The 25,292-nt window shown below is 65.9% G+C and carries 24 protein-coding genes; 19 read left to right on the top strand and 5 right to left on the bottom strand.

From position 1 onward, the window contains the following. Positions 1–212: 212 nt before the first annotated feature. Positions 213–1,787 carry a D-alanyl-D-alanine carboxypeptidase gene (locus E3C22_RS07715; RefSeq protein WP_134761423.1) on the bottom strand — a complete coding sequence of 525 codons (1,575 nt, stop codon included), beginning with the start codon at positions 1,785–1,787 and terminating at the stop codon, positions 213–215. A 334-nt stretch (positions 1,788–2,121) separates the two neighbouring features. Here E3C22_RS07715 and E3C22_RS07710 point away from each other — a divergent pair, with 334 nt between their 5' ends. The 5 genes from E3C22_RS07710 (at position 2,122) to E3C22_RS07690 (ending at position 6,872) form a co-directional block, all read left to right on the top strand. Next, positions 2,122–2,571 carry a phasin family protein gene (locus tag E3C22_RS07710; RefSeq protein WP_134761422.1) on the top strand — a complete coding sequence of 150 codons (450 nt, stop codon included), beginning with the start codon at positions 2,122–2,124 and terminating at the stop codon, positions 2,569–2,571. Positions 2,572–2,803: 232 nt separating this feature from the next. Continuing rightward, positions 2,804–3,151 (top strand): ATP-dependent Clp protease adapter ClpS, encoded by a 348-nt coding sequence (gene clpS, locus E3C22_RS07705; protein WP_134761848.1) that lies wholly within the window; start codon positions 2,804–2,806, stop codon positions 3,149–3,151. An 8-nt stretch (positions 3,152–3,159) separates the two neighbouring features. Continuing rightward, positions 3,160–5,649, top strand: coding sequence for an ATP-dependent Clp protease ATP-binding subunit ClpA (gene clpA, locus E3C22_RS07700; RefSeq protein ID WP_134761421.1), 2,490 nt, complete (start codon positions 3,160–3,162; stop codon positions 5,647–5,649). A gap of 123 nt (positions 5,650–5,772) precedes the next feature. After that, positions 5,773–6,510, top strand: coding sequence for an AzlC family ABC transporter permease (locus tag E3C22_RS07695; RefSeq protein WP_134761420.1), 738 nt, complete (start codon positions 5,773–5,775; stop codon positions 6,508–6,510). Next, positions 6,510–6,872, top strand: coding sequence for an AzlD domain-containing protein (locus E3C22_RS07690; protein WP_134761419.1), 363 nt, complete (start codon positions 6,510–6,512; stop codon positions 6,870–6,872). Before E3C22_RS07695 ends, E3C22_RS07690 begins: the two co-directional genes overlap by 1 nt. Positions 6,873–7,174: 302 nt before the next feature. Here E3C22_RS07690 and E3C22_RS07685 read toward each other — a convergent pair whose 3' ends face one another. The 4 genes from E3C22_RS07685 to E3C22_RS07670 all read right to left on the bottom strand — a co-directional run bounded on the left by E3C22_RS07685 (position 7,175) and on the right by E3C22_RS07670 (position 10,173). Continuing rightward, positions 7,175–7,603, bottom strand: coding sequence for an HIT family protein (locus E3C22_RS07685; RefSeq protein WP_134761847.1), 429 nt, complete (start codon positions 7,601–7,603; stop codon positions 7,175–7,177). A gap of 100 nt (positions 7,604–7,703) precedes the next feature. Beyond that, positions 7,704–8,927, bottom strand: coding sequence for a GNAT family N-acetyltransferase (locus E3C22_RS07680; protein WP_134761418.1), 1,224 nt, complete (start codon positions 8,925–8,927; stop codon positions 7,704–7,706). Positions 8,928–8,966: 39 nt separating this feature from the next. After that, positions 8,967–9,698 carry a glycerophosphodiester phosphodiesterase family protein gene (locus E3C22_RS07675; RefSeq protein WP_134761846.1) on the bottom strand — a complete coding sequence of 244 codons (732 nt, stop codon included), beginning with the start codon at positions 9,696–9,698 and terminating at the stop codon, positions 8,967–8,969. Between the two features lie 7 nt (positions 9,699–9,705). Beyond that, positions 9,706–10,173 carry a RidA family protein gene (locus E3C22_RS07670; RefSeq protein WP_134761417.1) on the bottom strand — a complete coding sequence of 156 codons (468 nt, stop codon included), beginning with the start codon at positions 10,171–10,173 and terminating at the stop codon, positions 9,706–9,708. Between the two features lie 131 nt (positions 10,174–10,304). Here E3C22_RS07670 and E3C22_RS07665 point away from each other — a divergent pair, with 131 nt between their 5' ends. From E3C22_RS07665 to lpxB, 14 genes are all read left to right on the top strand, one after another. Next, entirely contained in the window at positions 10,305–11,435 is a 1,131-nt protein-coding gene (locus E3C22_RS07665) for an EipB family protein (protein WP_134761416.1), read from the top strand. 252 nt (positions 11,436–11,687) lie between these two features. Further along, positions 11,688–12,512 (top strand): 30S ribosomal protein S2, encoded by an 825-nt coding sequence (gene rpsB, locus E3C22_RS07660; protein ID WP_245514835.1) that lies wholly within the window; start codon positions 11,688–11,690, stop codon positions 12,510–12,512. A gap of 153 nt (positions 12,513–12,665) precedes the next feature. Beyond that, positions 12,666–13,592, top strand: a complete 927-nt coding sequence (gene tsf, locus E3C22_RS07655) for a translation elongation factor Ts (protein WP_134761415.1) — start codon at positions 12,666–12,668, stop codon at positions 13,590–13,592. Between the two features lie 255 nt (positions 13,593–13,847). After that, positions 13,848–14,567 (top strand): UMP kinase, encoded by a 720-nt coding sequence (pyrH, locus tag E3C22_RS07650; RefSeq protein WP_134761414.1) that lies wholly within the window; start codon positions 13,848–13,850, stop codon positions 14,565–14,567. 45 nt (positions 14,568–14,612) lie between these two features. Next, positions 14,613–15,164 carry a ribosome recycling factor gene (gene frr / locus E3C22_RS07645; protein ID WP_134761413.1) on the top strand — a complete coding sequence of 184 codons (552 nt, stop codon included), beginning with the start codon at positions 14,613–14,615 and terminating at the stop codon, positions 15,162–15,164. Positions 15,165–15,190: 26 nt separating this feature from the next. Beyond that, entirely contained in the window at positions 15,191–15,931 is a 741-nt protein-coding gene (locus E3C22_RS07640; protein WP_134761412.1) for an isoprenyl transferase, read from the top strand. Positions 15,932–15,935: 4 nt separating this feature from the next. Further along, positions 15,936–16,787: a phosphatidate cytidylyltransferase gene (locus tag E3C22_RS07635; RefSeq protein WP_134761411.1), complete on the top strand. Its 852-nt coding sequence runs from the start codon at positions 15,936–15,938 to the stop codon at positions 16,785–16,787. Positions 16,788–17,039: 252 nt separating this feature from the next. Beyond that, the gene (gene rseP / locus E3C22_RS07630; RefSeq protein WP_134761410.1) at positions 17,040–18,179 is read left to right on the top strand and encodes an RIP metalloprotease RseP; all 1,140 of its coding nucleotides are present in this window, start codon (positions 17,040–17,042) and stop codon (positions 18,177–18,179) included. A 196-nt stretch (positions 18,180–18,375) separates the two neighbouring features. Further along, positions 18,376–20,823 carry an outer membrane protein assembly factor BamA gene (gene bamA / locus E3C22_RS07625; protein WP_134761409.1) on the top strand — a complete coding sequence of 816 codons (2,448 nt, stop codon included), beginning with the start codon at positions 18,376–18,378 and terminating at the stop codon, positions 20,821–20,823. A gap of 45 nt (positions 20,824–20,868) precedes the next feature. Further along, complete coding sequence (gene lpxD, locus E3C22_RS07620; protein ID WP_134761408.1) at positions 20,869–21,930, top strand: UDP-3-O-(3-hydroxymyristoyl)glucosamine N-acyltransferase; 1,062 nt, start codon at positions 20,869–20,871, stop codon at positions 21,928–21,930. Then, a complete protein-coding gene (fabZ, locus tag E3C22_RS07615; RefSeq protein ID WP_134761407.1) occupies positions 21,923–22,390 on the top strand; it encodes a 3-hydroxyacyl-ACP dehydratase FabZ in 468 nt (155 codons plus the stop codon). Before lpxD ends, fabZ begins: the two co-directional genes overlap by 8 nt. A 2-nt stretch (positions 22,391–22,392) precedes the next feature. Beyond that, positions 22,393–23,199, top strand: coding sequence for an acyl-ACP--UDP-N-acetylglucosamine O-acyltransferase (lpxA, locus tag E3C22_RS07610; RefSeq protein ID WP_134761406.1), 807 nt, complete (start codon positions 22,393–22,395; stop codon positions 23,197–23,199). Between the two features lie 5 nt (positions 23,200–23,204). Then, the gene (locus E3C22_RS07605) at positions 23,205–24,107 is read left to right on the top strand and encodes an LpxI family protein (RefSeq protein ID WP_134761405.1); all 903 of its coding nucleotides are present in this window, start codon (positions 23,205–23,207) and stop codon (positions 24,105–24,107) included. Continuing rightward, the gene (gene lpxB / locus E3C22_RS07600; RefSeq protein ID WP_134761404.1) at positions 24,104–25,258 is read left to right on the top strand and encodes a lipid-A-disaccharide synthase; all 1,155 of its coding nucleotides are present in this window, start codon (positions 24,104–24,106) and stop codon (positions 25,256–25,258) included. The genes E3C22_RS07605 and lpxB overlap by 4 nt, the downstream gene beginning before the upstream one ends. The last annotated feature ends 34 nt before the right edge of the window (positions 25,259–25,292 follow it).

Below are 25,292 nucleotides of genomic sequence, written 5' to 3'. Positions count from 1 at the left end.
GCCCACCCCCATGGGCGTCCGCCGTTCCGGCGGCCGGTGAAGATCGCGCATTTTCCGGATTTGCGGCGTCATGCCGTGCGACCGGTCGACGGAGTCCGCTTGTTCAGCCGGCAGGTCATCCCTGCCGACATGCGCGCTGCTCCAGGCGGGGCGTCATGCCCCGCGCCATTCATCAAAGGTCTTGCATCATCCGCCGACCGGCGGCGCCGTCATCAGTTGGCGACGGCGTAGCAGTTGTAGGAGCTGCGCTTCAGCGCGGCGCAGGCTTTCCACGCCTCGTCCTTGCTGCCGAAACCGGCGAACCGGGCCCGGTAGAGCGTGCTGCCGCCGGTGGCGACGCTTTCGGTGAAGGGCTCTGCCTCGGCCAGCTGCGAGCCGGCGGCACCCTTGGCCTTCTTCAGCATGGTCATCGCCTGGGAGACCGTTTCGGTCGCGGCGATCTGCACCACCCAGGGCGACCTCGGCGTCGGCGCCTGGACGACCTCGGCGGCGGTGTCGCGATCGATCGAACCGGTGGCCGAGCCGTCGATGCTGGCCTCGCGCATCAGCGAGGCGGCCGGACGGGGCGTGCCGCGATCGGCAGCCGGACGGGCGAGCGGCAGGATCGCCGCAGCGGCGCTGGAGACGGCGGGACGCTCCTCGACCAGGGCGGCGCGAATCGCATCGCGGCCCATCAGCGGACGCGCCGTCGGCGTCGGCATGCGCGCCGCGATCGCATCGCCGGAATCGCTGCCATAGGCCATGGCGATCCGGTCGTTGATCGAGATGCCGCCCTCTCCCGGCCGGAAGTCGGGGATCGGCCCACGCTTCGGCAGCTCCACCTCGGCCGAGGCGATCTGGACGTTGGGATTGGGCTGCGCGGCGATCAGCGGGCCGGTGTCGCGGCGGCTGGCGCTCGGCATGTAGCGCTTCAGGAGGTCGACCATGTGGTCGTCGCGCGAGCGCCCGGAGGTGCCGCCGAAGACCACCGCGACGACGCTCTTGCCGTCGGTCTTCACCGAGGTGACGAGGTTGAAGCCGGAGGCGTTGATGTAGCCGGTCTTGATGCCGTCGACGCCCTTGTAGCGGTTCAGCACCCGGTTGTGATTGCCGATCCGGTGGCCGCGGAAATTATACGAACGGATCGAGAAGTAGTCGTAATATTGCGGGAAATGCTCGCGCAGCGCGATGCCGAGCGTCGCCATGTCGCGGGCGGTGGTGTGCTGGTCGGAATTCGGCAGGCCGTTGGCGTTGCGAAATTCGGTACGGCTCATGCCGAGACGATGGGCCTTGTCCGTCATCCGGCGGGCGAAGGCGGCCTCGGAGCCGGCCTGGTATTCGGCGAGCACCACGGCGGCATCATTGGCCGAGCGGGTGACGAGCGAGCTGATCGCCTCGTCCACGGTCAGCGTCGTGCCGGGGCGAAGGCCGAGCTTCGAGGGCGGCCGGGCGGCGGCATAGGCCGACACCGGCATCTTGTCGTCCTTGTGGAGCTTGCCGCTCTTCAGCGCCTCGAAGGTGAGGTAGAGCGTCATCATCTTGGTGAGCGAGGCCGGAAAGCGATATTCGTCGGCACGGTCCTGATAAAGGACCTTGCCGTTGTTGGCGTCGATGACGAAGCCGGCATATTTCGGATTGGCGGCCGAAGCCGCCGAAACTGCCGACAGCGCCAGCCCGGTGCCGACGACGGCGGCGACGGCCAGCTTCGCGAAATTCCGGGCGACTTTTTTCAGATGCGTCGGTTCGAGTGGCACGCAAAAACTCTTCGATCGTGTTGCTGGCACGGCGAGGTTTCGGGCCCTCCGCATTCGTTCGGCCATGAAGCGGAGGGCTAACCCCTGGTTGGGCCCTTTTGATGACGAGAGCGTAGGCCGGCTTCGCTTACCAATCGGTTTATATCATTCGCATTGCGTTCACCTTGCTCGCATTTTTACCGCCGGCGGCGCAAACGGACGCGGGTGACGAAAGGTCACAGCAGGAGAATTTTGGTGCAGTGCAGCAAAACCCCTTGAAAGGGATTGTGCGTTGCAATATGTTGAGTTGCAGCAGGAAAGCGGCATCAAGCGGGGCGACGTCACGCCGCCGAAAACAACATCCTCCGTCCTCCGCTAAGACCGTATGGAACAGGAAAGGACGACAATCATGAACATGTACGAAGACGCCGGCAAGTTCACCAAGGAAGCGATGGACAACGCGCTGAAATCCTTCGCCGCGATGACCAAGGGCTTCCAGCAGATCACTGCCGAGACGGCCGACTTCACCAAGCGGTCCTACGAGAATCAGACGGCGATGATGGAGAAGCTCTTCCAGGCGAAGACGCTCGACAAGACCATCGAGCTGCAGAGCGAATATGCCAAGTCCTCTTACGAGACCTGGGTCGCGCAGATGACCAAGATGGGCGACATCTACGCCGACATCGCCAAGGAGACCTACAAGCCGTTCGAGCAGACCGCGACGGCCGCCTCCGGCACGATGACAAAGCTTGCCGACAAGTCCGCCGCCCAGATGAGCCAGGCCGCCGGCGAAGCCACCGCGACCGCCAAGGACGCGGTGAAGACCGCCGAGAAGAAGACCGCCCAGGCGGCCAACTGAAAGTCGGCTCGCCGCGGCTCCGTCCGACGGGCGGCGCGTGGGTGAATGACGAAATTGATCGAAGGGCCCGGTTCCAGCCGGGCCTTTTTGCGTTAGAGTTTCTCCTTGCCCGGGCGAGCGCAGGCACCGCGAGGGGTGCGTCGCGGGGGCTCCTTAAATTCTCATGACACGTGCATACATACGACCCATGGCGATGCTGGCTGAACGGACGGAAGCGGGGATGAACCAGAGGCTGGGCGCGAAACCGGTCAGGCTCCAGGGCGACGACAAGGACGGCGGCACCGACCGCGGCACCTCGGTCATCACCCGGACCAAGCCGAAAACCAAACGGCCCAGCCTTTACAGAGTCCTGCTTCTGAACGACGATTACACTCCGATGGAGTTCGTCATCCACGTTCTCGAACGCTTCTTCCAGAAGGACCACGAAGCCGCAACGAGGATCATGCTGCACGTGCACAATCACGGCGTCGGCGAATGCGGCATCTACACCTTCGAAGTGGCCGAGACCAAGGTAACCCAAGTCATGGATTTCGCCCGCCAGCACCAGCATCCGCTGCAATGCGTGATGGAAAAGAATTGAGGTGAAGCTTGCCGACATTTTCGCAAAGCCTTGAGAAGGCACTTCATCAGGCCCTGACACTTGCAAACGAGCGTCACCAGGAATTCGCGACGCTCGAGCACCTGCTCCTGGCCCTTCTCGAGGACAAGGACGCCGCAGCCGTGATGCGGGGCTGCAGCGTCGATCTCGACCTCCTGCGAAAGAACCTGACCTCCTACATCGACACCGAACTGGCGAATCTCGTCACCGGACACGAGGAGGATTCCAAACCCACCGCCGGATTCCACCGGGTGATCCAGCGCGCGGTGATTCACGTCCAGAGTTCCGGGCGCGAGGAAGTCACCGGCGCCAACGTGCTCGTCGCGATCTTCGCCGAGCGCGAGAGCCATGCCGCCTATTTCCTGCAGGAGCAGGAGATGACCCGCTACGACGCGGTGAACTTCATCTCCCACGGCATTTCCAAGCGCCCAGGCGCCTCGGAGAGCCGGCCGCTGCGCGGCGCCGAGGACGAGCAGTCGACCATCGGCCAGGATGAGGACGGCAAGCGCAAGGCGGCGCCCGATGCGCTGACCGCCTATTGCATCAATCTCAACGACAAGGCCCGCAACGGCCGGATCGATCCGCTGATCGGCCGTGCCGAGGAGATCAACCGCACCATCCAGGTGCTGTGCCGGCGTTCGAAGAACAATCCGCTCTATGTCGGCGATCCCGGCGTCGGCAAGACGGCGATCGCCGAGGGCCTCGCCAAGCGGGTGGTCGAGGGTGACGTTCCGGACGTCCTCGCCGACGCGACGATCTTCTCCCTCGACATGGGCACGCTGCTCGCCGGTACCCGCTATCGCGGCGATTTCGAGGAGCGGCTGAAGCAGGTCGTGAAGGAGCTCGAGGACTATCCGGGCGCCGTCCTGTTCATCGACGAGATCCACACGGTGATCGGCGCCGGCGCCACGTCCGGCGGCGCAATGGACGCCTCGAACCTGTTGAAGCCGGCGCTTTCCTCGGGGGCGATCCGCTGCATCGGCTCGACCACCTACAAGGAGTATCGCCAGTTCTTCGAGAAGGACCGGGCGCTGGTGCGCCGCTTCCAGAAGATCGACGTGAAGGAGCCCTCGGTCGAGGACGCTGTCTCGATCCTCAAGGGGCTGAAGCCCTATTTCGAGGACTTCCACCGGGTGCGCTTCACCAATGACGCGATCAAGTCGGCAGTCGAGCTTTCGGCTCGCTACATCACCGACCGCAAGCTGCCGGACAAAGCGATCGACGTGATCGACGAGACCGGCGCCTCGCAGATGCTGCTGCCCGAATCCCGGCGCAAGAAGCAGATCGGCGTCAAGGAGATCGAGACCACCATCGCCACCATGGCGCGGATCCCGGCCAAGGCCGTCTCAAAGGACGACGAGGAAGTGCTCGCCCATCTCGACGAGCAGCTGAAACGCGTCGTCTACGGCCAGGACCAGGCGATCGAGAGCCTCGCCTCGGCGATCAAGCTGTCGCGGGCGGGCCTGCGCGAGCCGGACAAGCCGATCGGCTCCTACCTGTTCTCCGGCCCGACCGGCGTCGGCAAGACCGAGGTGGCGCGCCAGCTGGCGTCTTCGCTCGGCGTCGAGCTCCTGCGCTTCGACATGTCGGAATACATGGAGCGGCACACGGTCTCGCGGCTGATCGGTGCACCTCCGGGCTATGTCGGCTTCGACCAGGGCGGCCTCCTGACCGACGGCGTCGACCAGCATCCGCATTGCGTGCTGCTGCTCGACGAGATCGAGAAGGCCCATCCGGACCTCTTCAACATCCTGCTGCAGGTCATGGATCACGGCCGGCTGACCGACCACAACGGCAAGCAGATCAATTTCAGGAACGTCATCCTGATCATGACGACCAATGCCGGCGCCTCCGAGATGGCCAAGGCGACCATCGGCTTCGGCCATTCGCGCCGCACCGGCGCCGACGAGGAGGCGATCAATCGCCTGTTCACGCCGGAGTTCCGCAACCGTCTCGATGCGGTCATCCCGTTCGGCCCGCTGCCGACGCCGGTGATCCACCAGGTGGTCGAGAAGTTCGTCATGCAGCTCGAGGCGCAGCTCTCCGAGCGTGGCGTGATCTTCGAGCTGACGCCGGAGGCCGTCGTCTGGCTCGCCGACAAGGGCTACGACGAGAATATGGGGGCACGGCCGCTGGCCCGCGTCATCCAGGAGCACATCAAGAAGCCGCTCGCCGACGAGGTGCTGTTCGGCAAGCTGAAGCGCGGCGGAACCGTGCGGGTGCTGGTCGAGGACGACGGCGAGGGCGGCAAGAAGATCGCGCTCGAGACGATCGCCGACGACGTGCCGCCGCCGCGGGCACGGCGCTCCGAACAAAAGGGCGCGTCCCAGGCGAAAAAGCGGGCGAAGGTCGCGGCCGACGGCTCCGACGTAGATGACGACGGACCTGCAGGCTCCGGCGACGAGGGCCCGGCGAAGTCGCCGGCACCGAAGAACCGCCGCTCGGGTTCGGTGCCGAAGGTGCCCCGTCGCTCGAACTGAGCGCGTCGCCGCTCCGATTGACGGCGCCCGCCGTCGATCCCTATGAATGAACGGCCCGGCCGGCGACCATCGCCGGCCGGGCCGTTTCGTCTTTCAGCCCGCCCTTCAAAGCCGCTCCGGCTCATGACCCTCTCCGAACCGCCCGAACGCACCACCGCCGGCTGGATCCTCCTTGGCATGAAGGGGATCTTCAGCCCGCCGGCGCTGATCCTCACCACCGCCTTCTTCGGCTTTGCCGGGCTCTGCCGCGAGGCCGGCATCTCCTGGGAAGAGGCGGCCTTCATGACCGCGGTGGTCTGGGCGCTGCCGGCGAAGATCATCCTGGTCGGCGCGATCACCGCCGGCACATCGCTGCCGGCCGCAGCCTTCGCCGTCGGGTTGTCGTCGCTGCGGATGACGCCGATGGTCGTCGCCCTGATGCCAGAGATGCGCGGGCCGAAGACCCGGACCTCGACGCTTCTCTTCCTGTCGCATTTCGTCGCGATCACCGCCTGGGTCTTCGCCATGGAGCGTTTCGACCAGGTGCCGCGGGACAAGCGCACGGCGTTCTTCGGCGGCTTCGCGGCAACGCTGACGACGGTCAACACCATCCTCGTCGCGATCGTGTTCAATCTGATGGGTCAGCTGCCGGCGCTGGCGACCGGGGCTCTCGCCTTCCTGACGCCGGTCTATTTCTTCACCTCGCTCTATGGCTCGGCCCGCGACGTTTCCGGCAAGCTGGCGCTGTTCTGCGGCATGGCGGCGTTGCCTGCCGCGCACTGGCTGTCGCCGGGATATGAGTTGCTCGTCGCTGGCATCGGTGGCGGGCTGGTCGCCTATTTCGGCGGCAAGCTGATCGACGGCCGGCGGGAGAGGGGCTGATGTCCGACTGGGTCTATTCCAACGCCGTTCCCTGGTGGCCCTATGTCTTCATCCTTCTCGGCGGCTGGCTGCCCACCGACATGTGGCGCTATCTCGGCGTCGTCTCGGCGAACCGCATCGACGAGACCAGCGAAGCCGCATCGCTCGCCCGCACCATCGCGACCTCGCTCGTTGCGGCAGTCATCGCGCAGCTGGTGTTCTTTCCCTCGGGCGCCCTTGCCGAAATCCCGACCGCAATCCGTGTTATCTCGCTGGCTGCGGGCTTTGCCGCCTTTCAGCTGTCGCGCCGGCGGATTCTCCTCGGCATCCTCGCCGCCGAACTGGTGATCGGCGGTTGGGCGCTTCTGGTGGCGTTGGCGTGAAGAGCGCGAGCGACGCGAGGCTCTCGCGCCGTGCCGCCAATCCCTTGCCCCTCGAGGCTCGCTGGGCTCGCACCTGAGGATGATGGATCGGGATACGCTCGCGGCAGGCGTTGCGGTGGGAAACGACGTTCGTACATCTGCTCGCTCACCGAGGCTCAGGTGCGCTTGCACTCCAGATGAGGATTGGGAAAACCCTCGCAGCAAACGTCGCGGCACAACGGCCGCCCACCCATGCGCGTCGCAAAGGCATTGTGAGGAAGGCGGCGCCGCCGGCAGGCCGCGGCGGCGGCCGCATGAAGGACCTACCCTTTCGCCAACTCCGCCCGGATCGCTTCCGCGTGCTCCTTGATGGTGTCCATCGGCACATCGCCGAAGGCATGGCGCTTCAATTCGACGCCCTCATAGATCGGGATGACGTGGAAATGCAGGTGGAAAACGGTCTGGCCGGCCGGCTCCTCGTTGAACTGGGCGACCCGCACGCCGTCGGCCGAGAATGCCGCCTTCGCCGCCCGGGCAAGCCGGGCCACCAGCGGCATCACCGCCTGCAGCGTCTCGTCGAACGCATCGAGGATGTTGCGCGACGGCGCCTTGGGGATCACCAGGCAATGGCCCTTCGACTGCGGCATCACGTCCATGATCGCGATCGCGACGTCGTCCTCGAAAAGCGTCTCGCTCGGGATCTCGCCTTTCAGGATCTTCGCAAAGATGTTGCTGTCGTCATAGGACGGCATCGAGGTGTTCATGGGCGGGGCTCCCGGGGCTATGATTCGTCGAGCTGGATGGTAGGCGAGGAGCCTCGCATGTCCATGAGAAAGCCCGGGACCGCGGACGTCACCCCCGCTTGAACGGCGTGTGCTCGCCGAGCACCTCGCCGACCCGCTCCACCTCGTCGCGCTCGGCTTCGAGATAGTCGCGAATGGCGCGGCGAAGGCCAGGATGGGCGATGTAGTGGGCGGAATGGGTGATCACCGGCTCATAGCCTCTCGCGAGCTTGTGCTGGCCCTGTGCGCCCGCCTCGACGACGGCGAGCCTGTTCTCGATCGCGAAGTCGATCGCCTGATGGTAGCAGACCTCGAAATGCAGGAACGGGTGGTCCTCGATGCAGCCCCAGTTGCGACCGAAGAGGGTGTCCGTGCCGATGAAGTTCAGCGCCCCGGCGATGTAGCGCCCGGCGCGCTTTGCCATGACGAGGAGGATGCGGTCGGCCATCCGCTCACCGACCAGCGAGAAGAAGCGGCGGTTGAGATAGGGGCGGCCCCATTTGCGGCTGCCGGTGTCCATGTAGAAGGAGAAGAAGGCGTCCCAGGCGGCCTCGGTGAGGTCGGGGCCGGTCAGCCACTCGATGGCGATGTCGTTCGCCAGCGCCTCGCGGCGCTCCTTCTTCAGCGCCTTTCGCTTCCGCGAGGCGAGCGTCTCGAGGAAAGCGTCGTAGCTGTCATAGCCGCGATTGAAGAAGTGGAACTGCTGGTCGATGCGATGGAGCCAATCGGCGCCGGAAAGCGCTTCGAGATCGGCCTCCTCGAGAAACGTCGCATGGACCGAGGAAATGCCGGTCTGCGACAGATAGGCCCGCGCTCCGGCGGCAAGTGCCACGCGCCGCGCATCTGCCTCTTCACCCGCGCCGACGAGCAGCCGCGGGCCGGTCGCCGGGGTAAACGGCACCGACATCTGCAGCTTGGGATAATAGTCGCCGCCGGCCCGCTCGAAGGCATCGGCCCAGCCGTGATCGAAGACGTATTCGCCCTGGCTATGGGATTTCAGATAGGCTGGGGCGACGCCGACGATTTCGCCGGCAGGGTCCTCGAGGACGAGATGCTGGGGCAACCAGCCGGCACGCTCGCCGACACAGCCGGAATCTTCCAGCGACTTCAAGAAGGCGTGACTGAGGAACGGATTGCCCGGCACGCCGGCATCCGTCGCCGTGCCGGTCTGGCTGCCGGACCCGCGGGCCCGCCTTTCGGCAAGCCTGTCCCAGAGCGCCGCGTCGACCGCGGCGATCCTGTCGGCCACCCTGATGGTGATCGCCGCTTCGCCGGCGCCCTGCTGCTGCCTCATGGGGTGAGAGGTAAGGCTTTCGCGACGCGGCGCAAGACATCATTGCTGCGGCGCGAAATCCTCGAAGGTGATCTGGTCGGCGTGGAGCGTACCGACCCGGTGCTCTGCTTCGTTGCGCACCGTCCAGGAGATCGCCGGCGCGCCTCGCTCGGCGCGGACCCAGTCGACGAAGGCATTGGGCAGATCGTGAACGTCGTAGGAGACGAAGTCGCAGCCGCGGGTAAAGATCTCGCGATGGATGGCGAGGACGCCGGCGCGCTTTCCATCCGCCGTCAGGCCGATCGGTCGATCCTTCGGCCGGTCGGCGAGCATCTGGTCGATCAGCCAGTCCTCGAAGGACATCAGCGCCAGATGGCCGCCATAGGCGTCGATCAGCGGCTTGACCCTTGCAAAATAGTCGGGGTCGCGGCTCTTTTCGGCACCCTTCAGCTCGACGACCAGCGGCACCTGGCCGTTGACGACCGAGAGGAAGCGCTCGAGCGTCGGGATCGTCGCCGTGGTGCGGCCGAGGGTGAGTTCGGCGAGCGCCCTGTCGGAGAGCGAGCCGATCGCGGCGTGGCGGCCGGTCATCCGGTTCAAGGTGGCGTCGTGGAAGACATGCGGCGTGCCGTCGGCGGACATCTGCACGTCGCACTCGATGGCATAGCCCGCGACGATCGCCGCGAGCGCTGCCGAAATCGAATTTTCAGGGATGGCGCGATTGCCGTCGTGAAGGCCGCGATGGGCGATCGGCCGCTCCACCAGCCAGCGGAACGGCCCGTCATACTGCATGGTCACGTCAGGCGATCTCGAAGGTGGCTTCGACTTCGACCGCGGCATTCATCGGCAGCGCCGGAACGCCGACCGCGGACCGGGCGTGGCGGCCCTTTTCGCCAAGGATCTCGACCATGAAGTCGGAGGCGCCGTTGGCGACCTTGTGCTGCTCGGTGAAGGACGGGTCGCTGGCAACGAAGACCGTCAGCTTCAAAAGCCGGCCGATCTTCGACAGATCGCCGCCGAGGGCGCTTTTTGCCTGGGCGAGAACGTTGACGGCACAGAGCTTTGCGGCCTTCTGGCCGGTCGCGACATCGACCTCGGCGCCGAGCTTGCCGATCACCGCGAGGGCACCCTGGTCCATCGGCAGTTGGCCGGAGGTCTGCAGGATCGCGCCGTAGGTGACGGTCGGCACGTAGTTGGCGGCGGGGGCCGCGGCCTCGGGGAGGGTCACGCCGGCTGCCTCGAGACGGCTTTCGATCGTATCGGCCATGATGTTGTCTTCCTCTTCTGACGCGAATAGGACCAAGGGTCCCGCGGGGTGGCGGAGGACCGCGGCGATGGGTGCGGTGCGCTTGAAGCGTTCGGTAGCCGATCCTCAGTGTGAGTGAAAGATCGAACTTGATGACGCGATCAGCCTTCGCAGCCGGAATTTCCGCTCTGAGCCTCGGTGCGGCCCTGAGCCTGTGCGATCCGATCGGACCCGCCGCGGCGGCGGAGGCGGTGACGCTGGCCCCGCACCGGGCCTCCTACGATGTCGGCCTCGTGGATTCGAGCGACAACCTGCTGGGCGTCGACGGGCGGATCGCCGTCGCGATGGAGCAGCCGGGTGGCTGCCAGAGCTACGGCATCGACTATCGTTTCGTCGCGCGGTTCCTGAAGGAGCAGGACATCGTCGTCACCGACCAGCAGATCCGCCTCACCGAAAGCCGCGACGGCAGGCATCTCGACTTCAACGCCGAGAGCTTCGTCGACTCCCTGCCGGACTCGACCACCAGCGGCAAGGCGACGACCGACGGCAAGAAGACCGTCGTCGCCTATGAGGAGCCGGAGGCGCGCGACGTCACGTTGCCCCAGTCGGTCTTCCCGCTTCACCATACGAAGCAGATCATCGAGGCGGCGAAGGCCGGCGTGCCGATCATCGAATCCCCGGTCTTCCAAGGTGATTCCGACCCCGAGAAGAACACCACCAGCACGGTGATCGTAACGCCCCTGGAAGCGGCGGAACTATCCAACGAAATCGCCGGCTACGGGACGACTGAAGAGCCAAAGGAGAAGGCGGCGCCGGATGCGCCGATCGGGAACGGCGATGACGCCATGCCGGAGGACGGATCCGCAGCCCCGCAGGACGGCGAGGCGACGACGCCCGACGGCGATGCGGAGACCGGACGCGAGGGACCGGCCGCCGCGATGGACGGTCAGCTTGACTCATCGCCGGACGGCGCGGCTTCGCCGGACGCCTCCGATGCCGGCCCGGAACCGGGCGATCCCGCCGCTGCGCCGAGCCCTGACCCGGGGGCCAGCGACCCCGCGGCTATCGCCGAACGTCTTGCCGGCCTGAAGGCCTGGCGGATCACCGAGGCCTTCTACAACTCCGACAGCGACGAGAACGGCCTGCCTGTGTTCGAGACGACCTACACGCTTTTCGAGAACGGCGTGACCGGCAATCAGATCCTGAAATTCGATGGCTATTCGCTGAAGGCGCGGCTCGCCAGCCTGGAATTCGAGGAAGCGCCGCGCTGTCCGGCCGATTGAAGGCCGCACGACGGCTCCATCTTGAAAGCTGTGAACGTCGCCCGCATCTATCGCGAAGCGCGCCGACCATCGCTCTTCCGTCCCGTCCGAGTTGCCAAGTCGGCCGGATTGCTGTAAGGCGCGCCCCATTCCACACACGGAAACCGGGTTGGATCGATCGGAACCTCGTTCCGGTCAGGTCTCACCCACCGGTGGCGGCTCTCCGGCCGCTTCTTTCCGTGGAGGCATAACCGGTCAAAGGACGATCACACCATGGCTCTGCCAGACTATTCCATGCGCCAGCTCCTCGAGGCTGGTGTCCACTTCGGTCACCAGACTCACCGCTGGAACCCGAAGATGTCGCCCTACATCTTCGGCGCGCGCAACAACATCCACATCCTCGATCTCGCCCAGACGGTGCCGCTGCTGCATCGCGCTTTGCTCGCCGTCTCCGACACCGTCGCCCGCGGCGGCCGCGTGCTCTTCGTCGGCACCAAGCGCCAGGCGTCTGACCTCATCGCGGATGCGGCGCAGCGTTCGGCCCAGTACTACGTCAACTCCCGCTGGCTCGGCGGCATGCTGACCAACTGGAAGACCATCTCGGCGTCGATCCAGCGCCTGCGCAAGCTCGACGAGATGCTCGCCGGCGGCGAGGCCCAGGCCTTCACCAAGAAGGAGCGGCTGACGCTGACCCGCGAGCGCGACAAGCTCGACCGGGCGCTCGGCGGCATTCGCGACATGGGCGGCGTGCCGGACATGATCTTCGTGATCGATACCAACAAGGAATCGATCGCCATCGAGGAAGCCAAACGGCTGCACATCCCGATCGTCGCGGTGGTCGATTCGAACTGCGATCCGGCACCGATCGACTACCCGATCCCGGGCAATGACGACGCCGCCCGCGCCATCTCGCTCTACTGCGACCTGATCGCCCGCGCCGCCGTCGACGGTCTTGCCCGCCAGCAGGGCGACATGGGCGTCGATATCGGTGCGCTCGAGGAAGCGCCGGTCGAGGAACTGCCGGAAGAGGCGGCGACCGGCGGCGAGACGGCCACCGAGGCCGCCAATCTGGCCGAGAACGCCTCGGCCGCCGAGTAAGCCGCGAAACGATTTCGCGCGGCGGGATGACATGAAAGGCGCCGACCGGCGCCTTTCGCGAGATCCCGCCAACGCTGTAATCACCGCGTCACAGTTTCGGCGCACCCGTTCATACTGAGCCGGTGCGCCAATTCATTTCCGAGGAAGACCAAGATGGCAATTTCCGCTTCGATGGTGAAGGACCTGCGCGAGAAGACCGGCGCGGGCATGATGGACTGCAAGACCGCGCTCGCCGAGACCAATGGCGACATGGAAGCTGCGATCGACTGGCTGCGCACCAAGGGCATCGCCAAGGCCGACAAGAAGTCCGGCCGCACCGCGGCCGAGGGCCTCGTCGGCATCGCCGGCGCCGGCACCAAGGCGGTCGTCGTCGAGGTGAATTCCGAGACCGACTTCGTTGCCCGCAACGAGGCCTTCCAGACGCTCGTCCGGGAGATCGCCACGGTCGCGCTCGGCACCGACGGCAGCGTCGAGGCGGTCTCCGCCGCGACCTATCCGTCGTCCGACAAGTCGGTTGCCGACACCATCCGCGATGCGATCGCCACCATCGGCGAGAACATGAGCCTGCGCCGTTCGGCCATGCTGTCGGTCTCCGACGGCGTCGTTGCGACCTACATCCACAACCAGGTCGCCGACGGCCTCGGCAAGCTCGGCGTTCTCGTCGCGCTGGAATCGACCGGCGACAAGGACAAGCTGAATGCCTTCGGCCGGCAGGTGGCGATGCATGTCGCGGCGACCAACCCGCTGGCGCTGACCGCCGAAGAGATCGATCCGGCCGTCGCCGAGCGCGAGAAGGCGATCTTCTCCGAGCAGGCCCGCGCTTCGGGCAAGCCGGAGAACATCATCGAGAAGATGGTCGAGGGCCGGATGCGGAAGTTCTATGAAGAGGTCGTCCTCCTCAAGCAGAACTTCGTCATCAATCCGGACCTCACCGTCGAGAAGGCGCTGGCCGAGGCCGAGAAGGAGATCGGCGCTCCGGCGAAGATCACCGCCTTCGTGCGCTTTGCCCTCGGCGAGGGCGTCGAGCGCGAGGAGAGCGACTTCGCTGCCGAGGTCGCTGCTGCCGCCGGCAAGAAATAAGCCTGGCATACCGCCTGCCGGAAACGTCCCGGCGAGGCGGCCTGCCAGTCGGATCAACTGCTTTCGCAGGTGACGCAAGATCGGGCGCTCGCTTCACAAGCGGGCGCCCTTATTGTATCGGCAGGCGAAAGGGGTTCGCGTCAAAGCGCCGGAAGGTGCGGCTCGATCCGCCGCCGGCCGGAACCAGCCGATGGGAACGGACGGCCGGTGGACGGATGATGCGTCGCTGCGCCCCGCAGTTGGACAGGAGACTCGATGACCTCGGACATCCGCTATCGCCGCGTCTTGCTGAAGGTGTCGGGCGAGGCGCTCATGGGAGAGCAGGGCTTCGGGATCGACGTCGCCGTGGTCGACAGGATCGCCGCAGATATTGCCGAAGGCCGGGCGCTCGGGGTCGATATCTCCGTGGTGATCGGCGGCGGCAACATCTTCCGTGGCGTCGCCGTCGCGTCCAAGGGCGGCGACCGGGTGATCGGCGACCACATGGGCATGCTCGGCACGGTGATCAACGCGCTGGCGTTGCGCACCTCGCTGATCAAGCTCGGCGTCGATGCCATCGTTCTATCGGCGATCGCCATGCCGGAGATCTGCGAGAGCTTCACCCAGCGCGCGGCGCTGGCGCATCAGGCGGCCGGCAGGGTCGTCATCTTCGCCGGCGGTACCGGCAATCCGTTCTTCACCACCGATTCGGCGGGCGCCCTCAGGGCCGCCGAGATGGGCGCCGCGGCGCTGTTCAAGGGCACCCAGGTCGACGGCATCTATTCGGCCGATCCGAAGAAGGTGCCCGACGCCACGCGCTTCGACCGGCTGACCCATGCCGAGGTCCTGGAGCGCGGGCTCGCCGTCATGGACGTCGCCGCCGTCGCGCTCGCCCGCGAGAACCATATTCCGATCGTCGTCTTCTCCATTCACCAGAAGGGCGAGTTTGCCAGGATCCTCGTCGGCGCCGGCCGCGCCACGGTCGTGTCGGACTGACGGTTTTCGAAAAGCCAACAAGGATTTCCAGAGAGGACACGTGACATGGCCGAACTCGACGAATTGAAGCGCCGCATGGACGGGGCCGTGAACAGCCTGAAGAGCGATCTTGCCGGTCTTCGCACCGGCCGCGCCTCCGCCAACCTCCTCGACCCGATCACCGTCGAGGCCTACGGCTCGCAGATGCCGCTCAACCAGGTCGCCAATGTCACGGTGCCGGAGCCGCGAATGGTTTCCGTGACAGTCTGGGACAAGCAGATGGTCGGTAAGGTCGAGCGGGCGATCCGCGAGAGCAGCCTCGGCCTCAACCCGATCACCGACGGCACCACGCTGCGCATTCCGCTGCCCGAGCTCAACGAGGAGCGGCGCAAGGAACTGGTCAAGGTGGCGCATCAGTATGCCGAAAGCGCCAAGGTGGCGGCGCGCCACGTCCGCCGCGACGGCATGGACAGCCTGAAGAAGAGCGAGAAGGCCGGCGACATCGGCCAGGACGAAAGCCGGCAGCAGTCGGAGAAGGTCCAGAAGATGACCGACGATACGATTGCCGAAATCGACAAATTGCTTTCCGTCAAGGAAGCCGAAATCATGCAGGTCTAGGGTCTGACTGCCGCTTTCTCGCGGCGATGAGGCAGGGAAGGGCGAGGACAGTGCGGCATCCCCGACATGTGGCCATCATCATGGATGGCAACGGACGCTGGGCGCGGGCGCGCGGCCTGCCACGCAGCATGGGCCACCGGCGCGGGGTCGAGGCGGTCCGGGCGGCGGTGCGGGCCGCCGGCGAACTCGGCATCGAATATCTGACGCTGTTCGCCTTCTCCTCGGAAAACTGGCGGCGACCGAAGGACGAAATCGAGGAACTTCTCGGCCTGCTCAAGCACTTCATCCGCCGCGACCTCGCCGACCTCCACAAGGAGGGCGTGCGCGTCCGGGTGATCGGCGGCCGCGACGATCTGTCCGCCGACATCCGCTCGCTGCTCGAGGAGGCCGAGAACCTGACGCGGGACAATTCCCGCCAGACCCTCGTCATCGCCTTCAACTACGGCGCCCGCGACGAGGTCGCCCGGGCGGTCAAGCGCATCGCCGAGAAATTCGCCGCCGGCGAGGTGACCCTCGACGCGCTCACCGCCGACTATCTCGGCGAACACATGGACACGGCGGGCATTCCCGATCCCGACCTGATCATCCGCACCAGCGGCGAACTGAGGCTGTCCAACTTCCTGCTCTGGCAGGCGGCCTACTCCGAATTCGTCTTCATGCCGTGCCTGTGGCCGGATTTCGACCGGCAGTCGTTCGAGGACGCCATCGCCGAATATGCCAGCCGCGATCGCCGCTTTGGAGGATTGTCGCGGGAAATCGCATCCTGACGAGATGGGGCTCGGCGTCAGACGCTTCTTCGCCGAGGGAAGCTGGAGCGACCTTCGCTCGCGGCTTTTCTCCGCTCTCGTTCTCGGCATCCTCGTCTGCCTCTTGGTCTTTGCCGGCGGCTGGGGCTTCCGGCTCCTGTGCTGCGCGACCGGCTTCATCGTCTTCGACGAATGGACCAGGATCACCCGTGCCAGGCGGCTGCGGCCGCATTTCACCTTCGGGCGGCGGGTCTTCTATCTCTCGCTGATCGCTTTCGCCTTTGGTTTTTCCCTTCTCGCAGTGGCGATCTTCGCCGCCGGCACGGCCTTCCTCGCCTTCATCGACCGCACCGAGCGCAAGGCCGACTGGCTGATCGGCGGGCTCGTCTATGCCGGCGCCGCGACGTTTCCGCCGGCCTTCCTGCGCGGCGACGACACCGCCGGCCTCCTCACCATCGCCTTTCTGGTGACGGTCGTCTGGGCGACCGACATCTTCGCCTATTTCGCCGGCCGCTCCTTCGGCGGGCCGAAGCTGATGCCGATGGTGTCGCCGAAGAAGACCATCTCGGGAGCCGTCGGGGGCCTTGCCGCCGCCATCGTCTGCGGCGCGCTCTTCGCCCACGCAGCGGGCACTGGCATCAGCCTGTCGATCGTCGCCCTGGCGGCGCTGCTGTCGATCGCCGGTCAGGCGGGCGATCTTTATGAATCCTGGATCAAGCGACGCTTTGGCGTGAAGGATTCGGGCAGATTGATCCCCGGCCATGGCGGGTTGATGGACCGGATCGACGCGCTGATCGTGGCGATCGCCGTCGCCTGGCTGGTCGGCGTTGTGGCGAGTGGCTTCAGCGATCCGGCGAGCGGGCTGTTTCCCGCCTGATCGACGTGTTAGGCGAAAAGGCCGCCCCGTTGGCTCGCCCGTCGGGGGAGCGGTCGAAGCGCCGCTGCAGATTGTTTGCACCGCGCAAGGTCGCTGCTATAGAATGAGGCAGGCGGCCTGCGGCATCGGCCGAAAATCGGGATCGATTTTCGGAAATCGCGATGCGTACGGTCAAAGTGTTGGAGCGTCCTTCGTGGGTCCATTCGGATGCACGGCGCTCTAAGGCGTGCCGCCGCAACGGAGAACCCGCAGATGGAAATCGGAGCGATCACCTCGGGCCTTTGGAGCCACGGCCTGATCTACATCGTGCCGTTTCTGTTCGTCCTGACGATCATCGTCTTCTTCCACGAACTCGGCCACTTCCTGATCGGCCGGCTCTGCGGGATCAAGGCGCTGACCTTCTCGGTCGGCTTCGGGCCGGAGATCGTCGGTTTCACCGACCGCCAGGGCACCCGCTGGAAGCTCGCCGCCATCCCGCTCGGCGGCTACGTCAAGTTTCTCGGCGACGAGAACGCCGCCTCGGTTCCGGATCGCGATGCGGTCGATGGGATGAACGCCGAGGAGCGCCGACACGCCTTCCCGACCGCCAGCGTCGGGCGGCGCGCGGCGACTGTCGCGGCCGGGCCGATCGCCAATTTCATCCTGTCGATCGTCATCTTCGCGGCCGTGGTCTTCTTCACCGGCCGGGTGGTTGGCGATCCCGTCGTCTCCGCCGTTGAGCCGGATTCGCCGGCGGCCGCGGCCGGTTTCCAACCGGGCGACCGCGTCGTCTCGGCGGATGGCGAGGATATCAACTACTTTTCCGACCTGCAGCGCCACGTCGCGGCAGTCGGCGAGAACCCGGTGGAATTCGAGGTCGATCGTGGCGGCGAGCCCGTCAAGCTGACGGTGACGCCGCGCCTCGAGACGCGCGAGGACGAATTCGGCAACAGCTTCACCATGCCGATCGTCGGTCTGCGTGCCGACAATTCCAACGGCAGCTTCCGCGTCCAGTCACTCGGCCCGTTCGAGGCGCTGCAATACGGCGTGTCGCAGACCTGGTTCGTCGCCAGCCAGACCGTCGGCTTCATCGGCGAGGTGGTGACCGGCCGCCAGAGCGCCGACCAGATCGGCGGGCCGATCCGCATTGCGCAGGTCTCCGGCCAGGTCTCGACCATCGGTTTTGCCGCGCTGCTGAATCTCGCGGCGCTTCTGTCGATCTCGATCGGCATCCTCAATCTCCTGCCGGTGCCGATGCTCGACGGCGGCCATCTCCTGTTCTATGCCTTCGAAGCGGTGAGAGGCAGGCCGCTGAGCGAGCGGGTCCAGGAAGTCGGCTTCCGGATCGGTCTCGCTCTCGTCACGATGCTGATGATATTTGCCTTTTGGAATGACATTTCAGGCCAGGTGTGAGGGACGCAGGGCCGGGGGTTCGGGGGAAAGAATTGGGTAACCATGTCGCCATGGTTCGTGACCGCCTTGCAACGGCGTTTCCGATTCCTCAATCCACTGCGTGGAGTTTGCTTGAACCGGCGGGCAAAGCCGGTACAAGGCAGGTTCTGGATAACGTCCTGCTGAATAGCAAGAAGACGACAAGGTGGTTGGAAACATGACGGCTGGAACGAAAACCCTGCGCGCAGCGACTGCCATCGCGCTGTCTTCGACCCTGCTTGCCGCTACCACGCTGACGATCCAGCTCGCGACGACGACCATCGCCGAGGCGGCGACCGTGAGCCGCATCGCGGTCAGTGGCAACAGCCGCGTCGATGCCGATACGATCCGCGGCTTCATCGACATCAAGCCTGGCCAGAACGTCACCGACGCCGATCAGGATGCCGCCGTCAGGCGTCTCTACTCCACGGGGCTGTTCTCGAACGTGCGGATCAGCCAGTCGGGCGGCACGCTCAATGTCGCCGTCGACGAGAACCAGATCGTCAACCAGGTGCTCTTCCAGGGCAATTCGAAGATCAAGGACGCGCAGCTCTCCGCGGCCGTCCAGACGGCGCCGCGCGGTGCCTATTCCCAGACGACCGTCGACGCCGACGTCGAGTCGATCAAGCGCGCCTATGTCTCGATCGGCCGCAGCGACGCCGTGGTGACCGCCCAGACCCAGCCGATCGGCCAGGGCCGCGTCAACGTCATCTACAACATCCAGGAAGGCGACCGCACGAAGATCGCCTCGATCAGCTTCGTCGGCAACAATGCCTTTTCCGACGCCCGGCTGAAGCAGGTGATCTCGCTGCGCGAGACCGGCATCCTCAGCTTCATCCAGCGCGACGACGTCTACGATCCGGACAAGCTGCAGTCCGACGAGGAGACGGTCCGCCGCTTCTACTACAATCACGGCTATGCCGATTTCCGCATCCTTTCGGCCGTCGCCGAGCTCGATCCGGACCAGAACTCCTACTTCATCACCTTCACCGTCGACGAGGGCGAGCGCTACGCCTTTGGTGCCGTGAAGATCGACTCGACCATCGAGGGCGTCGACACCCAGGCGCTCTACAGCGAACTCGACACCGCGCCGGGCGACATCTACAGCGCCAAGGAAGTCGAGAACTCGCTGGTTAACCTGACCAATGCGCTGGCCAACAAGGGCTATGCCTTTGCCCAGGTGACGCCGCGCGGCGACCGAGACTTCACCAACCACACCATCGCGATCGACTATGTGATCGACCAGGGGCCGCGGGCCTATGTCGAGCGCATCGAGATCCGCGGCAACACCAAGACCCGCGACTACGTCATTCGCCGCGAGTTCGACATCTCGGAAGGCGATGCGTTCAATCAGGTGCTGGTGCAGCGGGCCAAGCAGCGTCTCGAGGACCTGAAATACTTCACCACGGTGAAGATCTCGACGGCGCCAGGCTCCGAGCCTGACCGTGTCATCGTCATCGTCGACGTTAACGAGAAGGCGACCGGCGAGATCTCGGTGGGTGGCGGCTACACCACCTCGGGTGATTCCTCCGGCCCGGTGGCCGAAGTCGGCATCCAGGAGCGCAACTTCCTCGGGCGCGGCCAGTTCATCAAGGTCTCCGCCGGCGTCGGCACCAACAGCCGCAGCTACCAGCTCTCCTTCACCGAGCCGTATTTCCTCGGCCAGCGCCTCGCAGCCGGCTTCGACGTCTATTACAGCAAGACCTCGACCGACGATTACGACGTTGAGCGGACCGGCGGCGATGTTCGCTTCTCGGCACCGATCACCGATCACCTGACGGCGACGGTCGCGTACAATTTCAAGCAGGAAAGCTACGGCGACGGCACGGGCATCACGGTCAGCAATCCGGACTATCCGGTCGATCCCGACGAGTACATCGACAGCACCTGCGCAAATCCTGATCCGAAAGGCAATTTGGTCGACGAAGGCGGCAATCCGATTACCGCGCCGTCCTTCACGGACTCGCCGATCATCAATGCCGCGATCTGCGCCGGCGACTACACGACCTCTTCGGCGTCCTACCAGTTCACCTACAACACGCTCGACAACAACCAGGATCCGCGCAACGGCTTCATTGGCTCGATCGGCCAGGAATTCGCCGGCATCGGCGGCGACGCGCGCTTTATAAAGTCGACCGGCAAGGCCTCCTACTTCAACCTCCTCAGCGAGGAGTGGGACGTCGTCAGCCAGCTCTCCGGCGGTGCCGGCAACGTCACGACGCTCGGCGACGAAGAGCTTCGCGTCTTCGATAACTTCTTCAAGGGCCAGGACATTGTCCGCGGCTTCGACACGCGTGGCATTGGCCCCCGCCAGTACGACGTCGCCATCGGCGGCCAGAACTATGTCAACGCTTCAGCGGAGGCGACCTTCCCGATCCCGGGCCTCAACCGCGACCTCGGCTTCCGCGGCGCCGTCTTCGCCGATGCCGGTTCGCTGTGGGGCAGCGAGTTCGATGGGGAGCCCGGCGTCGAAGGCACCGACTTCTCCCTGCGGGCTTCGGCCGGCGTCGGCCTGATCTGGGCGTCGCCCTTCGGACCGCTGCGGGTGAACTACGCCCATCCGCTCAAGAAGGAAGACTTCGACGACACGCAGGAGTTCTCCTTCGGCTTCTCGTCGCGCTTCTGACGCCAGCAAAAGGGGCGGGGAGGAAGGCTTCCCCGCCGGTTCGCAATGTCCGAGACGTCCTTCTTCGCTCGTGGTGCGGGCCTTGATGCGGGCGGCATATCCTCGCTGACCGGGGCTGAACTCGGCGAGGGCACGGATCCGGCGACGGCAGTGACGGGCATCGGGCCGCTCGACCGCGCCGGCCCGTCGGAACTCTCCTTCTTCGACAGTCCCCGCTATTCGGACCAGCTGTCCACGACCCGGGCCGGTCTGATCTTGATCGCGCCGAAGCATCTGGCGCTGCTGCCGGCCGGTCGGCCCCATCTCATCGCGGCAAACGTTCAGGCGGCCTTTGCGGCCGTCGGTCGGTCGCTGTTTCCGCAAGCTCTCGTCCCGGCCTCGATCACTGGCCTCGAAGGCGTCTCGCCGCGCGCCGAGGTTGACCCGGCGGCGGATATCGAGCCGGGCGTCACCATCGAAGCCTTCGCGGTGGTCGGGCGCGGTGCCAGGATCGGCCGCGGCACCATCGTCGCTCCAGGCGCGGTGATCGGCCCCGGCTGCACGGTCGGCCGCGACTGCCGCATCGGCCCGCACGTGTCCCTGTCGAACGCGCTCCTCGGCAACCGCGTCGTCCTCCATCCCGGCGTCAAGGTCGGCCAGGACGGCTTTGGCTACGCGCCGGGGCCTGGCGGTCTCGAAAAGGTCGTGCAGGTCGGCCGCGTGATCATCCAGGACGACGTCGAGATCGGCGCCAATTCCACCATTGACCGCGGTGCCATCCGCGATACCGTCATCGGCGAGGGCACCAAGATCGACAATCAGGTGCAGATCGGGCACAACGTCGCCGTCGGTTGGCATTGCGTCATCGTTGCCCAGGTCGGCATCTCCGGCTCGACCACCATCGGCGACGGCGTGATGATCGGCGGACAGGTCGGAATCAATGGCCACGTGACCATCGGCGACGGTGCGCAGATCGCCGCGGCTTCCGCCGTGGCCGTCGACATGCCGCCAAAGTCGCGCTGGGGCGGGATCCCGGCCAGGCCGATGCGGGAATGGATCAGGGAAACGCGGTTCTTGATCGAACTTGCCAAGAAGGGGCGCTCGCCGAGGAATGGACGGGATGACTGACGAGACGACGACGCTCGAGAGCGCTGACATCAACCGGATCATGGAGCTTCTGCCCCATCGCTATCCGTTCCTGATGATCGACCGCATCGTCGACATCGACGGCGACAGGAGCGCCATCGGCATCAAGAACGTCACCGTCAACGAGCCGCATTTTCTCGGCCACTTTCCCTCGGCGCCGGTGATGCCCGGCGTTCTCATCATCGAGGGCATGGCCCAGACCGCCGGGGCGATCTGCGCGCTATCGCGGGGCGGCGAAGCGCCTTCGCTGGTCTATTTCATGACCATCGACAATGCCAAGTTCCGCAAGCCGGTGGTCCCGGGGGACCGGCTCGAATACCACGTCAAGCAGACCAAGCGGCGGGCGAACATCTGGAAGTTCGAATGCCTCGCCAAGGTGGATGACCTGAAGGTCGCCGAAGCGACGGTGAGCGCCATGCTCGTCTCGCACGATGCCGAGTGACGATGACAGAGACGACAATTCACCCGTCGGCGGTGATCGAGGCCGGTGCCGAGATCGGCGAAGGCTGCGAGATCGGCCCCTTCTGCCACATCGGGCCGCAGGTGCGGCTGGGAGCCGGCAGCCGGCTCAGATCCCATGTCGCCATCTGGGGCAACACCGTCATCGGCGCCGGGGCGCAGATCTGGCCTTTCGCTTCGCTCGGCCATGCGCCGCAGCACCTGAAATACCGCGGTGAGGACACCCGCCTCGTCATCGGCGACAACTGCCTGATCCGCGAGCAGGTGACGATGAACGCAGGCACCGTGCAGGGGCGATCCGAGACGACGATCGGCGACAACTGCGCCTTCTTCACCGGTGCCCATGTCGCCCACGACTGCGTCATCGAGCGCAATGTCACGCTGATCAACAACGTGATGCTGGCGGGCCACTGCACCGTCGGCGAATATGCCACCGTCGCCGGCGGTTGCGGCATCCACCAGTTCACCCGCATCGGCCATCACGCCTATGTTGGCGGGCTCGCGGCAGTCGAAGGCGACGTCATCCCCTTCGGCATGGTGCTCGGCAACCGGGCCTATCTTTCCGGCCTCAACATCATCGGCATGAAGCGCGCCGGCTTCAATCGCGAGGCGGTCCGCAACGTCCGCCGGGCCTATCGCATGCTGTTCTCCGACGATCTGACCTTCAAGGAGAACATGGACGAGGTGCAGAGCGAGTTCCCCGAGGATCCGCTGGTGCAGGACCTCCTCGGCTTCATCCGATCCGGCGGCGACCGCGCGCTCTGTTTCCCGCGTCACTCGCAGCTTTCCTGACGGCGATGGAACCGCGCTTTCCTGGCGAGCCGCTCGGCCTCATCGCGGGCGGCGGCCGGTTGCCGCGGATCGTCGCCGAGGCGGCAAGGGCCCATGGCTTCACGCCGATCGTCGTGCGGATTGCCGACGCGATCGAGGACGACTGGGAAGGCTTTGCCGGGGGATACTACCCCTGGGGACGCACCGGCGACGCCATTCGCTTCCTGAAGCGCAGCGACGTCGACCGGGTCGTCACCTGCGGCACTGTCAGCCGCCGACCGGATTTCCGCTCCATCCTGCCGAGTTTCGCGACGCTGTTCGTGTTGCCGACGGCCTTCCGCATCGTTCGCGGCGGCGATGACCGGTTGCTGCGCAGCGTCGCGAATTTCCTGAAGGCGGAGGGGCTGGAGCCGATGGCCGTGCAGGACATCGAGCCTCGCCTGTTGGCGCCTGAGGGTCCGATCGCCGGGCGCGAGCCCGACGCGGCCGAGAGACGGGCGCTCGAACTCGGCCTAGCCGCCGCGCGAACGCTCGGCGGCCTCGATGTCGGCCAGGCGGCGGTCGCCTCGCAGGAGCGGGTGATCGCGCTTGAAGCCGCCGAGGGCACCCGCGAAATGCTGCATCGGGTGGCCGATCTTCGCGCCCGCGGGCGGCTCGGGCGAGGCGAGAAGCTGGCGCTGGTCAAGGCGGTCAAGCCCGACCAGGACGAGCGCTTCGATCTACCCAGTATCGGTGTCTCCACCATCTTCGAAGCCGAAGGCGCCGGGATCGGCACGATCGGCGTCAGCGCCGGCAAGAGCCTCGTCATCGACTACGAGGCGCTCGTCGCAGCCTCGCGGGAAGCCCGCATCGCCGTGGTCGGCCTGCCGGCCGGTGGCGTGACGCTTCCGGCGGATGCCGGTGGCATGCCCGCGGAGGACGGCCGATGAAGATCGCCTTCGTCGTCGGCGAACCCTCGGGCGACGCCATCGGCGCCGATCTCATCCGGGCGCTGAAGGGGCGCAATCCGGGCGACCTCGAACTCGTCGGCCTCGCCGGCGAGGCGATGCAGGCGGAAGGCATGACCTCGCTCTTCGATATCGATGAGCTCTCGATCATGGGGATCTCGGCGATCCTCATGCGCCTGCCGCAGCTCCTGCGCCGTGTCGGCCAGACCGCCGATGCGATCGTCGCCGCGAGGCCGGACGCCCTGGTCGTCATCGACAGCCCGACCTTCTCGCACCGCGTCGCCAAGATGGTGCGGGCGCGGCTGCCCGAGATTCCGATCGTCAACTATATCCCGCCGACGGTCTGGGCCTGGCGCGAGGGCAGGGCGGCGAAGATGCGCGCCTATGTCGACCACGCGATCTGCGCGCTGCCCTTCGAACCGGCTGTCATGCAGCGTCTTGGCGGCCCGCCCGCGACCTATGTCGGCCATCCGCTGATGAAGGAGCCGGGGCTTGCGGCGATCATGGCCGATCCGCGCCCACTGGCCGGGCGCAAACCCGGCTCGCCGCCGCGGCTCGTCATCCTGCCTGGTTCTCGCCGCGGCGAGATCGACCGTCTGGCCGGCGATTTCGGCCGGACGCTGGCGCGGCTGTGCGAGATCCTGCAGGGGGTGACGGCGGTGCTGCCGACGCTGGCGCGCCACCAGGGGCGCATCGAGGCGGCGATGGCCAGCTGGCCGGTGAAGGCGGAGATCGTTACCGGCGGCGAGGCGAAATGGCGTGCCTTTGCCGAGGCGGATGCCGCGCTTGCCGCGTCCGGTACGGTTTCGCTGGAGCTTGCGCTCTCCGGCATTCCGATGGCGCTCGGCTACAAGCTCGACCCCGTCGCCTACTATTTCCGCCATCTCGTGACGGCCTGGACCGCGGCGATGCCGAACTTCATCGTCGGCCATCCGCTGGTACCTGAACATTTCCACGAATTCGTCCGGCCGGAGCATCTCGCCCGCAGGATGGCGAGGCTCCTCACCGACACGCCGGAGCGCCACGCGCAACTCGCCGGATTCGACGAGATCCGCAGGATGATGGCGATCGATAGGGCGCCTGGCGAGGCGGCGGCTTCGATCGTGCTCGATCTGATCCAAAGACGGGCATAGCTGACGGACCTTCGAGGCGGGACGGCGGTCACCG

The organism is Jiella endophytica (assembly GCF_004519335.1).
Taxonomy (GTDB): domain Bacteria; phylum Pseudomonadota; class Alphaproteobacteria; order Rhizobiales; family Rhizobiaceae; genus Jiella; species Jiella endophytica.
Note: the sequence above shows the minus strand (reverse complement) of the source record. Positions and strands in the feature narration are given on the sequence as shown.